This window comes from Hephaestia sp. MAHUQ-44, assembly GCF_023806085.1.
Taxonomy (GTDB): domain Bacteria; phylum Pseudomonadota; class Alphaproteobacteria; order Sphingomonadales; family Sphingomonadaceae; genus Sphingomonas.
This window is the reverse complement of record NZ_JAMSLX010000004.1, coordinates 272,121-285,079: the sequence shown is the minus strand read 5'-3', so window position 1 is coordinate 285,079 and position 12,959 is coordinate 272,121. Positions and strand designations below refer to the sequence as shown.

14 protein-coding genes and 2 tRNA genes are annotated in these 12,959 nt (G+C 66.9%); 9 read left to right on the top strand and 7 right to left on the bottom strand.

Annotated elements, in window-relative coordinates:
• Positions 1 to 93, top strand: a 93-nt coding sequence (locus NFE57_RS06645; RefSeq protein ID WP_252134798.1) for an integrase catalytic subunit, incomplete at its 5' end; no start/stop codon positions are given.
• Between the two features lie 84 nt (positions 94 to 177).
• On the opposite strand, the gene ubiA is transcribed toward NFE57_RS06645, so the two are convergent.
• Together ubiA and NFE57_RS06635 are read right to left on the bottom strand one after the other, a co-directional pair.
• The gene (gene ubiA, locus NFE57_RS06640) at positions 178 to 1,092 is read right to left on the bottom strand and encodes a 4-hydroxybenzoate octaprenyltransferase (RefSeq protein ID WP_252134786.1); all 915 of its coding nucleotides are present in this window, start codon (positions 1,090 to 1,092) and stop codon (positions 178 to 180) included.
• Positions 1,089 to 2,330 (bottom strand): ABC transporter permease, encoded by a 1,242-nt coding sequence (locus tag NFE57_RS06635; protein ID WP_252134785.1) that lies wholly within the window; start codon positions 2,328 to 2,330, stop codon positions 1,089 to 1,091. The genes ubiA and NFE57_RS06635 overlap by 4 nt, the downstream gene beginning before the upstream one ends.
• A gap of 158 nt (positions 2,331 to 2,488) precedes the next feature.
• On the opposite strand from NFE57_RS06635, the gene NFE57_RS06630 reads away from it, so the two are divergent.
• Both NFE57_RS06630 and NFE57_RS06625 read left to right on the top strand, forming a co-directional pair.
• Positions 2,489 to 3,232: a 16S rRNA (uracil(1498)-N(3))-methyltransferase gene (locus NFE57_RS06630; protein WP_252134784.1), complete on the top strand. Its 744-nt coding sequence runs from the start codon at positions 2,489 to 2,491 to the stop codon at positions 3,230 to 3,232.
• A gap of 46 nt (positions 3,233 to 3,278) precedes the next feature.
• Entirely contained in the window at positions 3,279 to 4,652 is a 1,374-nt protein-coding gene (locus tag NFE57_RS06625) for a glutamate--cysteine ligase (protein ID WP_252134783.1), read from the top strand.
• A gap of 69 nt (positions 4,653 to 4,721) precedes the next feature.
• Here the strand turns inward: NFE57_RS06625 and NFE57_RS06620 are convergent, their stop codons facing one another.
• Complete coding sequence (locus tag NFE57_RS06620; protein WP_252134782.1) at positions 4,722 to 6,038, bottom strand: methyltransferase family protein; 1,317 nt, start codon at positions 6,036 to 6,038, stop codon at positions 4,722 to 4,724.
• Between the two features lie 103 nt (positions 6,039 to 6,141).
• Here NFE57_RS06620 and NFE57_RS06615 point away from each other — a divergent pair.
• Both NFE57_RS06615 and NFE57_RS06610 read left to right on the top strand, forming a co-directional pair.
• Positions 6,142 to 6,215: transfer RNA gene (locus tag NFE57_RS06615), tRNA-Gly, on the top strand.
• 98 nt (positions 6,216 to 6,313) lie between these two features.
• The gene (locus NFE57_RS06610; RefSeq protein ID WP_252134781.1) at positions 6,314 to 6,466 is read left to right on the top strand and encodes a hypothetical protein; all 153 of its coding nucleotides are present in this window, start codon (positions 6,314 to 6,316) and stop codon (positions 6,464 to 6,466) included.
• 49 nt (positions 6,467 to 6,515) lie between these two features.
• On the opposite strand, the gene NFE57_RS06605 is transcribed toward NFE57_RS06610, so the two are convergent.
• Positions 6,516 to 6,601 (bottom strand) — tRNA-Tyr (locus NFE57_RS06605).
• Positions 6,602 to 6,757: 156 nt separating this feature from the next.
• On the opposite strand from NFE57_RS06605, the gene NFE57_RS06600 reads away from it, so the two are divergent.
• The 4 genes from NFE57_RS06600 (at position 6,758) to NFE57_RS06585 (ending at position 9,926) form a co-directional block, all read left to right on the top strand.
• Positions 6,758 to 8,365 (top strand): M20/M25/M40 family metallo-hydrolase, encoded by a 1,608-nt coding sequence (locus NFE57_RS06600; protein WP_252134780.1) that lies wholly within the window; start codon positions 6,758 to 6,760, stop codon positions 8,363 to 8,365.
• A gap of 46 nt (positions 8,366 to 8,411) precedes the next feature.
• Entirely contained in the window at positions 8,412 to 9,158 is a 747-nt protein-coding gene (gene rlmB / locus NFE57_RS06595; RefSeq protein ID WP_252134779.1) for a 23S rRNA (guanosine(2251)-2'-O)-methyltransferase RlmB, read from the top strand.
• Positions 9,159 to 9,385: 227 nt separating this feature from the next.
• Complete coding sequence (locus NFE57_RS06590; protein WP_252134778.1) at positions 9,386 to 9,598, top strand: cold-shock protein; 213 nt, start codon at positions 9,386 to 9,388, stop codon at positions 9,596 to 9,598.
• A gap of 100 nt (positions 9,599 to 9,698) precedes the next feature.
• On the top strand, positions 9,699 to 9,926 hold the full coding sequence (locus NFE57_RS06585; RefSeq protein WP_252134777.1) for a hypothetical protein: 228 nt from the start codon (positions 9,699 to 9,701) through the stop codon (positions 9,924 to 9,926).
• Positions 9,927 to 9,937: 11 nt separating this feature from the next.
• On the opposite strand, the gene NFE57_RS06580 is transcribed toward NFE57_RS06585, so the two are convergent.
• The 3 genes from NFE57_RS06580 to NFE57_RS06570 all read right to left on the bottom strand — a co-directional run bounded on the left by NFE57_RS06580 (position 9,938) and on the right by NFE57_RS06570 (position 12,949).
• A complete protein-coding gene (locus NFE57_RS06580) occupies positions 9,938 to 10,591 on the bottom strand; it encodes a GntR family transcriptional regulator (RefSeq protein WP_252134776.1) in 654 nt (217 codons plus the stop codon).
• Between the two features lie 85 nt (positions 10,592 to 10,676).
• On the bottom strand, positions 10,677 to 11,657 hold the full coding sequence (araD1, locus tag NFE57_RS06575; protein WP_252134775.1) for an AraD1 family protein: 981 nt from the start codon (positions 11,655 to 11,657) through the stop codon (positions 10,677 to 10,679).
• Positions 11,658 to 11,698: 41 nt separating this feature from the next.
• Complete coding sequence (locus NFE57_RS06570; protein ID WP_252134797.1) at positions 11,699 to 12,949, bottom strand: sugar MFS transporter; 1,251 nt, start codon at positions 12,947 to 12,949, stop codon at positions 11,699 to 11,701.
• Positions 12,950 to 12,959 lie beyond the last annotated feature (10 nt).

The following is a 12,959-nucleotide window of genomic DNA, read 5'->3' as shown; positions in this document are numbered from 1 at the left end:
GCCCCGGAAACGGCGACACCGCCATATCCGGCATCCGGTTCCGCTTCGCTCCACCTCCGCCCGGATATGGCGGCAGCGGCTTTAATCCACTAACAAACCAATCGGTCCACTCGGTGGGGGCAGATCAGGGCCCCCACAAAGTATTACTTTGTGGGGGAGTGGGCCGGTGCCGCTCACCTAAAGCGCCTGACCGACGACGACGCAGCCGAAAAACATCAGCAGCCCGGCGAACCGGTTCGCGCGGAAGCGATCGAGCGCGTTGGCGCCGTTATCGGTCTGGAGCGTCGCGACCTGCCAGCAGAAATGGAGCGCGACCGGTACGAGCGTGACAAAAGCGAGCGGATCGGCGCGCACCTGCCAGATCGCCGCCGCCCACAGCGCCAGCGCAAGGGCATAGAAGCCCGCGGTGCCGCCACGCACATACTGCCCCATCCTGAGCGCCGACGAGCGCACCCCGATCAGCGCGTCATCCTCACGATCCTGCAGCGCATAGATCGTGTCGTAGCCGATCACCCACGCGATCGCCCCGGCATAGAGGAGCAACCCCGGCAGCGTCAGCGCGCCCGCGACCTCGGACCAGCCGACCAGCGCCGCCCATGAAAACACCAGCCCGAGCCATGCCTGCGGCCACCAGGTGATCCGCTTCATGAACGGATACGCCGCCACGGGCGCGAGGCTGGCAAGCGCGACGATCGCGGCATAGGCCGAGAGCTGGAGCAGCACGACCAGCCCGATCAGGCACAGCAGCACCAGCCAGATCCATGCGGCGGTGAGCGAGACGCCCCCCGAGGCCAGCGGCCGCGCGCGCGTGCGCGCGACCTTGCGATCGAGATCGCGATCGACGATGTCGTTATAGACGCAGCCCGCGCCGCGCATCGCAATCGCGCCGAGCAACAGCCACAGCAGCAGTTCCCACCGGCTGAAGGCGCCGCCGGCGAGCGCGACACCCCATGCCCCCGGCCAGAACAGCAGCCACCAGCCGATCGGGCGATCGAACCGCGCCAGCAGCGCGAACGCGCGCAGCCGCGGCGGCAGCGCACCAACCAGACCGCGATGCTGGGTATCGGGGACAATCTCGGCGGGCGTGGTCATTCGTACCGCAGCACTTCGGCCGGATCGACCGCGGCGGCGCGGGTGGCGGGGAACAGCGTCGCCAGCACGGTGCCGACAAGCGTCATCACGACGATGCCGACGAGTTCGAGCGGGCCGATGATGAAAGGCATGTCGAGGAAGATGCCATAGCCGCTGGGCGCGGCGTCGCCCGCCATCCGCGCGCCGAGCGCGGCCGAGAGCGGCGCCTTCGACAGCACCAGCCCGAGCCCGATCGCCAGCCCGACGACGGTGCCGATCCCGCCGATCACGCTGCCCACTGCGACGAAGATGCGGATCACCGAGGCGCGCGAGGCGCCCATCGTGCGGACGATCGCGATCTCGCGGTGGCGCGAGCGCACCAGCATGACCAGCGACGACATAATGTTGAACAAGGCAACCAGCACGACCAGCGACAGCACGATGAACATGCCCACATGCTCGACCGCGAGGGCATCGAACAGCGCCTTGTTCATCTCGCGCCACGTCTGGAGCGACGCTGTGCCGGCGAGCTTGGCCTTGAGCGGGGCGAGGAGGCGGTCGGCATGTTCCGAATCGTTGGTTGTGATGTCGATCCGGCTGACGACATCGCCCGCGCCGACCATGCGCTGAACCGCGGGCATCGTCGCGACGATGCGGGTCGAATCGTATTTGGCATTGTCCGAATGAAAGATGCCGGCGAGGCGGAAGCTGTAGAAATCGGTGCCGATGCCACCATCGGGCTCGAAACGGACCATCATCAGCGACACCGGCTCACCGACATAGACGCCGAGCTGTTCGGCAAGGCCGCTGCCGATCACGATCTCGCCGTCGCCCTGCGGCGCATGGCCGGTGACGAGCGCCTGCCCCGGCTGGACGAGCGGGTTGGTGGCGAGCCGATCGGGCGGCAGGCCCTGGAGATCGGCGGCATAGGTGCGGCCATTGACGCTGGCGACGACACCGCGTTCGATCGCGGGGCCGGCCGACACCACGCCCGGCGTGGCGCGTGCGGTAGCGGCGAGCTGGCGCCAATCCTGGAGGAATGCCCCCGGCCGGGTGATCGAGGCGTCGCCGTCGATGCTCGCGAATTGCTGCACCAATCGCGCCTCGGCGCCGTTCATCACGCTCATCACGAGGATCAGCGAGGCGACGCCGATGGTGACACCGAGCATCCCGATCGCGGCGACGAGGAGCACGATCCGCCCGCCCACGCCGGGCAGCAGATAACGCCCGATCAGCATCCGTTCGAACCGGGAAAGCATGGCCCCAGTCCCTTGCCGATCGCGCCGGACGCCGCAAGCTGTTTCGCTTTCGGGGCAGACGCGCGCGGCGCGGCCGGCCAGAATTTATTCCACTTGTGTGATGGCGGCCCGGGGCCGTCGCTGTTTCAGTATAACTGAAACAGTCTATAGCGAACGCCATGCCCGCCACCCCCGCCTGGCCGCCGCAATCGACGCCGCGCCTGTTCGTCGACTCGCCCCTGCACGCGGGCGCCGCGATCCCGCTCGACGGCGCGCCCGCGCATTATCTGCTGTCGGTGATGCGGTTGAAGGATGGCGATCCGGTCAAGCTGTTCGATGGAGTGAGCGGCGAGTGGCTCGGCATCGCGCGCGCCGTGCGCAAGCGCGACCTCATCCTCGACGTGACCGAGCAATTGCGCGAACGCGAGTCGGTGCCCGATCTCTGGTTGTGCGCGGCACCGATCAAGAAGGGCCGGATCGACTGGGTGGCCGAGAAAGCCTGCGAACTGGGCGTCGCGCGGCTGGTGCCGGTGCTGACGCGGCGCACCGTCGTCGATCGCATCAAGGACGAGCGGCTGCGCGCGCACATGATCGAGGCCGCCGAGCAATGCGGACGCACCGCGGTTCCCGAACTTGGCGACTCGGTGACGCTCACCGCGCTGCTCGCCGACTGGCCGGCCGAGCGCGCGCTGTTCTTTGCCGACGAAACCGGTGGCGCCCCCGCGCTGGAGGCGATGCGCGCGCGCCCCGGCCCGGCCGCGATCCTGATCGGGCCCGAAGGCGGGTTCGATGACGCCGAGCGCGCCGCGATTCGTGCCTTGCCGCAGGCGATCGGCATCAGCCTTGGCCCGCGCATCCTGCGCGCCGACACCGCCGCGGCGGCAACGATCGCCCTGTGGATGGCCGCAGCGGGCGACTGGTGACGTTCTGGTCTAGCGCCGCCCGCCGCCCTCCCCTACATCCCCGCGCATGACGACCAAGACCGTGACGGACAGCCACGCGGCGGTGATCGAAAGCCGGTCGCAGCTCATCGACAGCTTCGCGCGAGGCGAGAAGCCGAAGGAGCGCTGGCGGATCGGCACCGAACACGAGAAGTTCGTCTACGCCAAGAGCGACCTTCATGCCCCGAGCTATGACGAACCCGGCGGCATCCACGATCTGCTGACGGGGCTGACCGAGTTCGGCTGGCAGCCGGTCGAGGAGGCGGGCAAGATCATCGCACTGACCGGCCCCGACGGCGCGATCAGCCTTGAACCCGCCGGGCAGTTCGAGCTTTCGGGCGCTCCGCTCGACAATTTGCACCAGACCTGCGCCGAGGCGGCGCGACATCTGGAACAGGTGAAGGCGATCGGCGATCGGCTGGGGCTGGGCTTCCTCGGGCTCGGCATGTGGCCCGACAAGACGCGCGCCGAGCTGCCGGTGATGCCCAAGGGCCGTTATGCGATCATGCTGCGGCACATGCCGCGCGTGGGCGAGCTGGGGCTCGACATGATGCTGCGGACCTGCACGATCCAGGTCAATCTCGATTACGCGTCCGAAGCCGATATGGTGAAGAAATTCCGCGTCGGGCTCGCGCTCCAGCCGCTGGCGACCGCGCTGTTCGCCAATTCGCCCTTCACCGAGAAAAAGCCCAATGGCTATCTCTCGTATCGCAGCCATATCTGGTCGGACACCGATCCGGCGCGCACGGGCATGCTGCCGTTCGTGTTCGAGGCTGGCTTCGGCTACGAACGCTACGCCGACTATATGCTCGATGTGCCGATGTACTTCGTCTATCGCGAGGGCCGCTATATCGACGCCGCGGGGCTGTCGTTCCGCGATTTCCTGAAGGGCGAATTATCGGTCCTGCCCGGCGAGAAACCGACGCTCGACGATTGGAACGATCACCTCTCGACCGCTTTCCCCGAGGTGCGGCTCAAGACCTTCCTCGAAATGCGCGGCGCCGATGGCGGGCCGTGGGGGCGGATCTGCGCACTGCCCGCGTTCTGGGTCGGGCTGCTCTACGACGAGGGCGCGCTCGATGCGGCATGGGATGTCGTCAAACATTGGACGATGGACGAACGCGAGGATTTGCGGAACGCGGTGCCCAGGCTGGCGCTCGACGCGCCGATCGCGGGCGGCGGCCGCTTGCGCGACATTGCGGGCGACGTGCTCGACATCGCCGCGGCCGGATTGTCGGCGCGCGGCCGGCTCAATTCATCGGGCGACAACGAATCGGGCTTCCTCGAGCCGCTGCGCGAGATCGTGCGGACCGGCAAGGTGCCTGCGCAGATGCTGCTCGATCAATATCGCGGCTCGTGGGACGAGGATGTCTGCCGGCTCTATCGCGAGACGCGATTCTGATTCATGCGGGCGCTCCTGCGCAAGCAGGAGTCCAGGATAACAGAGTGCATCACGTTCGACTCCGGGTTCCTATGCGGCTTTGCTCTGCGCTGTGCGATCGAGCCCGCCCCGGAGCCAGTTGAAGAAGCGCGGCACCGGGCCGTTGCGTTCCATCCATTGCCAATAAGCGACGTAATCGGGATCGGCCTTGAGGTGCTTTTCCTCGGTCTTGGCGCGCCAGTAATAGACCCCGCTGACAACCGCGAGGATCAGCGTGTTGCGCGCGGCATCGACGAGGCTGCCGGTGGTGAAGAACGGGAGCGTCGCGCACCACCAGAACAGGTTCTTGGCGAGATAGGCGGGGTGGCGCGACAGCGCATAGGGGCCGTGGGTCAGGATACCGCGATGCGTGAGGTTCGAGAAGCGCAGCCCGAACGCCACCGTCGCCCAGGCGTAAACCGCGGTGAGCAGGACGAGGACGATCCCGGTCGCACTCAGCAGCCACGGATGCCCGGCGAACCAGTGCATCCAGCTCCCATCGCTGAAATTGCCGATCCGGTAATCGAGCGGGCCGCCATCGTTCATCAGGATGAAGGGCGGATAGCAGATCAGTGCCGCCGTCCAGCCCGAGGCATAGGGATTGGCGGTGCGAATATGCGCGTCGAGCGGCCGCATCGTCAGCATGTAGCCGACGGTCGCAAAGCCCACGTCGACGACGAACATGAAGGTGATGAGCCAATTGGCGAGCGCGACCGGATCGTCGAACAGCGCGCCCGTATCGGTGCGGATGAAATCGCCGAACCCGCCGGGGACGATCGCGAGCATGAAAGCGAGGTAGAAGCCCTTGACCGCCCAGCTGCGCAGATGGTTGGCGATCGCCTGTGGGTCGGCGGGCTCGGTGCCCATCAGCCAGGCGCCGAGCGCATAGGCACCGTCCTTGGGATCGATCAGCCGGCGATCGAGCCACAGCACATAGGGAATCGACAGCACGAACACGAAGGGTGCGGCGACCTGCAGACACCCCATCGCAAACGCGAAGCCATCCTCCCAATAGAAACGGAAGGTGAAATAGATGATCGCGATCGCGCCCCAGGTGAGCCACAGCCCGGCAAGCTTGGTGAGGCTGACGTCGAGCGTCTCGCGCCACGGCCGCACCGCCTGCCAGTCGATGCCCGTAGAGGCGCGGCGATGGACCTTGTCGACGACCAGCGCCCAGAGCACCATCGGAACCCCGCAGGCGAGCACGTTGACCAGCGCGGCATAGGGGCCGTCCATCCCGAACCAGCGCGCGATCGCGCACCAGCCGACCATCCCGACCAGCCCGGCCAGCCCGACGCCGTGGCCGACCGCCGATACCGGTCGCGGATCGGCGGTCGCGGTGCGGGCAAGAGATTTGTCATGAAACATGCCCGCTGAGCGATAGCGGCTAATGGTAATCAAGCCGTGAAGCACGCGTCCCCGCTTGATCTGGCGCGCGCCGCCCGCTAGTTCCGCACGTCCGGCCCGGTGAGCGGGTATAGCACAATGGTAGTGCAGCAGCCTTCCAAGCTGAATACGCGGGTTCGATTCCCGCTACCCGCTCCAACCGCCGCCTTTCCCTGTCATTTCGCTGCACGTGTCATACAGCACCGATACACTCGGCGCGGCGCTCTATTGCGTCAGCAACGCAACAGGAGAACGTCATGCGTATCGCCAAAACCATGATCGCGGCCGGGCTGCTGACGGGCGCGCTCGCGCTGACCGGCTGCGTCAACGATCGCCCCGGCCATTGGGGCGATCATCATCGCGGGCATCATGGGCATCACGATCGGGGCGACCATCACGGGCGCCGCTGAGGCGCCGGCCCGTCGCATCGCTTAAGTGATGACGACGGCGCTTCGGCGGTGGTGGACAGGGCTGGATTCGAACCAGCGTACGCTCTCGCGGGCAGATTTACAGTCTGCTGCCATTAACCACTCGGCCACCTGTCCCAAGGACCGCCGAAGCGAGGGCGGTCCAATGCCGCCCCGTGGCGCGCCTGTCAACGCCCCTGTCGACAGCCCCGCCGCCGTCGTGGCCGGGGTTGCGCCGAACCACACCCTAACTTAGTGTTTGGGCGAGACAATACGCCGAGTTCAGGGGGTTTCATGCGCCATTTCCTACTCGCCGCCGCCGCGCTGGCCGCGGTCGCGACACCGCTCGCCGCCCAATCGGTCGATCGCGGCGCGGTCAACCGCATCATCGACGAGGGCACCAACCACAGCCAGGTGATGCAGACCGCGCAATATCTGTCCGACATGATCGGCGCGCGGCTGACCAATTCGCCGACGATGCGTACCGCCGAGGAATGGACGCAGGCGCGGTTCCGCGACTGGGGATTGAAGAACGTCCACAAGGAAGGTTTCGAATTCGGCCGCGGCTGGTGGATCGAGCGATCGCAGGTGCGCATGACCACCCCGCGCGTGATCGAACTGACCGCGATCCCGATCGCGTGGTCGCCGCCGACGCCGGGCACGATCTCCGCCCCTGTGATCGTCGCGCCGATGAGCAAGGCCGAGGATCTCGACCAATGGCGCGGCAAGCTGGCGGGCAAGATCGTGATGGTGACGCGCCCCAACGATGGCTCCGAGCCGTCGACCGCGCCGTTCCGCCGCTATACCGATGCCGATATCGCCAAATTCGACGAATTCGAGCAGCCCAAATACGATCCCGAGGCCGCCGATCGCCGGATGAAGCGCGCGACCTTCGCCAAGCAGCTCGATGCCTTTCTCAAGGCCGAGGGCGCGCTCGCCTATGCCACCATGTCGCCGCGCGACGGCAAGCTGATCCACGGCACGGGCTATCTGTTCGCCAGCGGCGACAGCCAGGTGATGCCGGGTTTCGAGATCGCGGCCGAGGATTATCGCCGCCTCGCGCGGCTCGCCAAGGTCGGCCCCGCCCCCGTCGTCGAGATGACGAGCGTGGTCCATTACGACGATTCGGACAGCAAGGCGTACAACATCCTCGCCGACATTCCGGGCACCGACCCCAAGGCCGGCTATGTGATGGCGGGGGCACATCTCGACAGTTGGGTCGCGGGCGACGGCGCTGCCGATAATGGCGCGGGCACCGCGATGATCATGGAGGCGGCGCGCATCCTCGCCGACATGGGCGTGCGGCCCAAGCGCACGATCCGCTTCGCGCTCTGGTCGGGCGAGGAACAGGGGTTGCTCGGCAGCCTGGCCTATGTCGAGCAGCATCTGGCGATGCGCGGCGACCCCAATGTGCCCGAAAAGACGGGGCTGGAACGCTATTTCGGCTGGCAGCAGCGCTGGCCGATCCACCCGCGGCCGGGCTATGGCGACCTTGCCGCTTATTTCAACATCGACAACGGCTCGGGCAAATTGCGCGGGCTCTATGCCGAGAATAATCCCGCCGCGGTGCCGATCTTCCGCGAATGGCTGGCGCCCTTCGCGGCGATGGGCGCGGACCATGTCGTGATGAGCCGCACCGGCGGCACCGACCATGTGTTCATGCAGGCGGTGGGCGTGCCGGGGTTCCAGTTCATCCAGGATCCGCTCGATTATGACAGCCGGCTGCACCACACCAATGTCGACACGTTCGATCACCTGAAGGCCGAGGATATGCGGCAGGGTGCAATCGTGCTCGCCTCGCTGTTGCTTTCGGCGGCCAACGCCGACAAGGCGCTGCCACGCCCGCCGCTGCCGCGCGAGCCGGTGCCGACCGACCCTTATGCTTATCCGGATGACGATTGATGATGGCCCGACCGACCGCCCCGACCCATTCTGCGGGCAATGATTGATGGCGCGTCGCGGCCAACGCTCGACCACCCACGGCACACCCGGCCGCCCTCGTTTCTGGGGGCGGCACGCGGTGACCGCGGCGCTCGCCAACCCCGAGCGCACGATCCGCAAGATATGGGGCACGCGGGAGGCGCTGGCCGGGTTCAAGCTGCCGTCGGCGATCCAGGTCACCTATGCCGACGTCGCCGATCTCGCCCGCCTCGTGCCCGGCGATGCCCCGCATCAGGGGATCGTCGCCGAGGTCGATCCGCTCGAGGATATCTGGCTCGGCGATCTGCTCAATCAGCGCGGCGACGACAAGCGACCGCTGGTGGTGCTCGATCAGGTCACCGATCCGCACAATGTCGGCGCCATCCTGCGCTCGGCGGCGGCGTTCAACGCGCTCGGCATCGTCACGCAGGATCGCCACGCCCCGCCCGAATCGGGGGTGGTGGCGCGCGCCGCCTCGGGCGCGCTAGAACTGGTGCCATGGGTGCGCGTGGTGAACCTCGCGCGCGCGCTGGACGAGATTGCCGAGGCCGAATTCTGGCGCATCGGGCTCACCGGCGAATCGCAGACGACGTTGGCCGATGCGATCGGCGACAGCCGCGTCGCGTTGGTGCTCGGCGCCGAAGGCGAAGGGATGCGACAGAACACCGAAGCCCATTGCGACGTGCTGGCGCGGCTGCCGATCGCTCCGAAAATGGAGAGCCTCAACGTCTCCAACGCCGCCGCGATCGCGCTCTACGCGGCAACGGTGCGGTAAGACTTTGCGCCACGGGGCGCCGCCCCAACCGACGGTTCGCGGCACGCGCCGGGGCGTTCGGCGCAGCGCGCTTACAATCGGTCGCAACTAGGTCTATATAGACGCGGCTACAGTCGCATATCGACGGTCTTCGGCGCTTTGCGGCACCTTCTTCCTTCTTTCCCTGCTGCCGAAGCATCGGGTGCGCCGACAATCGGCGCCCCCTGAACGAAAGAAGGACTACCGCAATGGCCATTTCCGGCACCGTCAAATTTTTCAACGCCGACAAGGGCTATGGCTTCATCGCCCCCGACGAAGGCGGCAACGACGCGTTCGTGCACATCACCGCGGTCGAGAAGGCGGGGCTTGCCACGCTGCGCCAGGATCAGCGCGTGACCTACGACCTTGAGGACGATCGTCGCGGCAAGAAGGCTGCGGTCAACATTCAGGCGCTCGACTGATACCGGGGCACCGGCGGCGCCTGTGCAGCGCCGCCGGTGCCCGTTTTGGCCGATCGACCGCCTTTCCCTCATCCGGCCCTTCCCTCATCCGAAAGCCCGCATGGCCGACGATCCCGTTTTCTACCGCGCTCGTGCCGCTGCCGAGCACGCCGCCGCCGAAGCCGCGACGCTCGACAATGTGCGCGATCGGTGTGAACGTGCCGAGCGTGCCTGGACGGCGATGGCCGAACGCGCCGAACGCACGCGCCGCCAGCGCGACGCTCGCGAAGCCGCCACCGCCGCCCGCGTTCTCGACGCCGCCGCGCCGCCGCCTGCTTCCGTCGACTGACACCGCCCGCGTCAGCGCGGTGCCGCACCACGCAATTGTTGGTTGAGATCGGCGCGCGCGCCGTCGATATGCGTCGCCAGCAAACGCTCGGTTGCCGCGGTATCGCGCGCGAGCCACGCCTCGATCAGATCGCGGCGCTCCCGATGCGCACGCTCCCTGCGCCCGGCGGATTCATGATGCGCGAGCACATAGCGCTCGGCCATCACCTGCAACCGCTCGACGAGTTGCGTGGTGAGCGGCCGGGCGACCGCACGAATGAGCGCCATATCAAAGGTCCGGCTGCGCACCGTGAGATCGGGGCGGCCACAATGCGCGGCATCGAGATCGTCGAAGGCGCGTTGCACGGCCGCGCGATCGGCGTCATCGGCCATCGCCGCCGCGAGGCCGGCAGCGCGTGGCTCTATGTCAAGCCGCAGCACAAAGATCTCATCGGCCTCATCGGCCGTCATCGGGCGGACGAAATAGCCGCGATTGGGCTGGCTGATCAGCAGCCCTTCCTGTTCGAGCCGTGCCAGCGCCTCGCGCAGCGGGATTTTGGAGACGCCCAGTTCGGCGGCGAGCGCATCCTGCCGGATCGCGATATCATACGCCAGACGACCGGTGACGATCCGTTCGCGGATGACCTCGAACACCTGCTCGGCAAGCGTGCGAACGACGATGCTCATGCGGCATCCCCTCCATCAACCGTCAGCAGTGCGCAGCAATGCGAGCGTCCGTTCCGCCCGCACCGGCTGCGGGCGGAGGGTGCGATCACAATATCTTTACCGCCGTATCGAGCGCGGGGGCGCTGCCGATCGGGTTCGATACCGGCATCGTGAACGGCGCCGCCTCGATCTCGAACACGTCGCCGGGCTGCGTCTGGACGCCTTCGCTGAACGACAGCGTCGCGGTACCGAAAAAATGGACGTGGACGTCGCCGGGGCGACGGAAGCCAGCATATTTGAAATGGTGATGTTCGAGGTTGCTGATCGCGTGCGACATATTGCCCTCGCCCGAGAGGAAGGGCTTTTCCCAGATCGTCTTGCCGTCGCGCACGATCCGGCTGGCGCCTTCGACATGATCGGGCAGCGTGCCGGTGAGCAGTTCGGGCCCGAGCGCCGCCGGGCGCAGCTTCGAATGCGCGAGCCACAGGTAATTGCCGCGTTCGGTGACGTGATCCGAAAATTCGTTGGCGAGCGCGAAACCGAGCCGGACGGGGGTGCCGTCATCGGCGATCAGATAGATGCCCGCAATCTCGGGTTCCTCGCCCGCGTCGAGCGCGAAATCGGGCGACGGCAGCGGGGCGCCGGGCGCGACCAGCGCCGAACCGTCGCCCTTGTAGAACCATTCGGGCTGGACGCCGATGCTGCCGTCGCCAGGCTTGCCGCCCTCGACGCCCATCAGGAACATCTTCATCGAATCGGTCTGGTGCGCAGCCTCGGCCGCGGCGCGGTGCATCTTGTCGCGCCCCTCGGCCGAGCCGAGATGGGTGAGCCCGGTGCCCGTCATCAGCAGATGCGCGGGATCACGATGATCGATCGGCGCGAGCAAGGTCACCGCGTCGAGATCGACCGGATCGCCCAGCCCGGCGGCCTGTGCCTGATCGGCGAGCCCGGCCCCGGCGGCAAGCGCCGCCTGAGCGAGATCGTACACGGCCTCGACCCCCGCCACGCGGCGCGGCGCGGCATCGGGCGTGACCAGAGCGACACCGCGCCCGGCGGCATCACGAAACTGAACGAAACTTATCGACATGACGTCCTATCCTTAGAAATAATCCTGCCCACGCGGCGCGGTCAGACCGCACCGGGTTCGGCGACGGGCGGCGGGGTGCGGCCCGACACCACCGGCTTCGAGCCCCAGAGTGCGTAGAACAGCACGTACAATTCGCACGCTGCGGTCAGCAGGAACGACAATTGCAATCCATAACGATCGGCGAGCCAGCCCTGGACGATCACAAGCGCGCCGCCCGCAATCGCCATCACCAGCAGACCTGACCCCTCTTCGGTGAGCGGCCCCAGCCCGCGGATACCGAGCGTGAAGATCGTCGGGAACATGATCGAGTGGAACAGCCCCACCGAGATCAGCGTCCACATCGCCGTCGGGCCGGTCGCGAAGGTGGTGATGATCATCACCACGAATGCGCCGATCGCCGCCCCTGCGAGCACGCGCTCCGGGGAGAGCTTGCGCATCAGGAAGCTGCCCGCGAACCGGCCGACCATCATCCCGCCCCACAGCAGGAACAGATAGTTCGACGCCGTGGCGTGGCTGATATTGCCGATTTCGGGCGCCGACACGAAGTTGATGAACAGGTTCGACACGCCGATCTCGGCGATCAGATAGATGAAGATCGCGGGGATGCCGAACACCAGATTGCGGTGCCGCCACAGCGAATGCTGGTGGCGATCCGCGGCGGTGGCGCGCTGGGTCGCGACGCCGAGCGCGGGCAGTTTGTAGCGCGCGATCACGATTGCGAGCACCACGAGCACGCCGGCGACGATCAGATAGGGAAGCTGCACCGACTGGGCATCGGCAAGCCGTTCGGCCATCGTCATTTCGGCGGCACCATCGACGCGGGTGCCCGAGGTGCTGCGCGAGAGGATGAGATAGCCCCCGAACAGGGGCGCGAGCGTCGTCCCCATCGAGTTGAACGCCTGGACCAGATTGAGCCGCGACGAGGCGGTCTCGGGCGAGCCGATCACCGCGACATAGGGGTTGGCGGCGACCTGAAGCAGCGTAATCCCGCTCGCGACCACGAACAGCGCGGTCAGCACCACACCGTAGGACGGGATGCGCGCGGCCGGGATCATCATCAGCGCGCCCGTCGCCATCACCAGCAAGCCGACCACCAGCGACTTCTGATAGCCGATCCGTTCGATCAGCTTCGCCGAGGGGATCGAGGCAACGAAATAGGCGATGAACCACACCGATTCGATCAGCGTCGTCTGGGTGTAGGTGAGATCGAACACGCTGCGCAGATGCGGCAGCAGCGTGTTGTTGATGACGGTGATGAAGCCCCACATGAAGAAGAGCGTCGCCAGCAGCATCAGCGCCGAA

Coding starts and splice junctions, on each gene's coding strand:
- ubiA (WP_252134786.1), bottom strand. CDS start 1,092: ATGACCACGCCCGCCGAGATTGTCCCCGATACCCAGCATCGCGGTCTG.
- NFE57_RS06635 (WP_252134785.1), bottom strand. CDS start 2,330: ATGCTTTCCCGGTTCGAACGGATGCTGATCGGGCGTTATCTGCTGCCC.
- NFE57_RS06630 (WP_252134784.1), top strand. CDS start 2,489: ATGCCCGCCACCCCCGCCTGGCCGCCGCAATCGACGCCGCGCCTGTTC.
- NFE57_RS06625 (WP_252134783.1), top strand. CDS start 3,279: ATGACGACCAAGACCGTGACGGACAGCCACGCGGCGGTGATCGAAAGC.
- NFE57_RS06620 (WP_252134782.1), bottom strand. CDS start 6,038: ATGTTTCATGACAAATCTCTTGCCCGCACCGCGACCGCCGATCCGCGA.
- NFE57_RS06610 (WP_252134781.1), top strand. CDS start 6,314: ATGCGTATCGCCAAAACCATGATCGCGGCCGGGCTGCTGACGGGCGCG.
- NFE57_RS06600 (WP_252134780.1), top strand. CDS start 6,758: ATGCGCCATTTCCTACTCGCCGCCGCCGCGCTGGCCGCGGTCGCGACA.
- rlmB (WP_252134779.1), top strand. CDS start 8,412: ATGGCGCGTCGCGGCCAACGCTCGACCACCCACGGCACACCCGGCCGC.
- NFE57_RS06590 (WP_252134778.1), top strand. CDS start 9,386: ATGGCCATTTCCGGCACCGTCAAATTTTTCAACGCCGACAAGGGCTAT.
- NFE57_RS06585 (WP_252134777.1), top strand. CDS start 9,699: ATGGCCGACGATCCCGTTTTCTACCGCGCTCGTGCCGCTGCCGAGCAC.
- NFE57_RS06580 (WP_252134776.1), bottom strand. CDS start 10,591: ATGAGCATCGTCGTTCGCACGCTTGCCGAGCAGGTGTTCGAGGTCATC.
- araD1 (WP_252134775.1), bottom strand. CDS start 11,657: ATGTCGATAAGTTTCGTTCAGTTTCGTGATGCCGCCGGGCGCGGTGTC.
- NFE57_RS06570 (WP_252134797.1), bottom strand. CDS start 12,949: ATGCTGCTGGCGACGCTCTTCTTCATGTGGGGCTTCATCACCGTCATC.